This is a genomic window from Hymenobacter daeguensis (assembly GCF_054780555.1).
Genome location: NZ_BAAGWC010000075.1, coordinates 1 through 526 on the forward strand (window position 1 = coordinate 1; position 526 = coordinate 526).

The 526-nt window shown below is 47.3% G+C and carries 2 tRNA genes and 1 rRNA gene; all 3 read right to left on the reverse strand.

Annotated elements, in window-relative coordinates:
- Positions 1–138 precede the first annotated feature (138 nt).
- Positions 139–215 (reverse strand) — tRNA-Ala (locus ACYVHT_RS23345).
- 36 nt (positions 216–251) lie between these two features.
- Positions 252–325 (reverse strand) — tRNA-Ile (locus tag ACYVHT_RS23350).
- A gap of 131 nt (positions 326–456) precedes the next feature.
- A 16S ribosomal RNA gene (locus ACYVHT_RS23355) occupies positions 457–526 on the reverse strand; the annotation flags it as partial.

Genomic DNA, 526 nt, shown 5'->3' on the forward strand with positions numbered 1-526 from the left:
CGCTTGTTAATTCTCTCATTACTAAGAGCAAGCGCGCTACGCTTCGTTTTTGTTACCCCTTACGTCAAAGAACGTGTGTCATCCTGATATTTGATGACTTCGTGAATAAGCTCCAATTGAGCTGATTCGGTATTACAATGGTGGAGAATAACGGATTCGAACCGTTGACCCCCTGCGTGCAAGGCAGGTGCTCTAGCCAGCTGAGCTAATCCCCCGAGTTTCGTATCCAGCAGCAATCCCGCTAGTTACAGTGGGCCTGCGTGGACTCGAACCACGGACCTCTACATTATCAGTGTAGCGCTCTAACCACCTGAGCTACAAGCCCGGGTTTCGACGATACCCGAAGGCAAACGTAGAATCCGTATTCAAAAATTATTTGAATGAGGAAATAAACAAAGAGAAAGTACCAAGCTACTTTATAAGTTACTCATAATATCGTGAGCAAGGCCGCTCCAGAAAGGAGGTGATCCAGCCGCACCTTCCGGTACGGCTACCTTGTTACGACTTAGCCCTAATTACCTGTTCT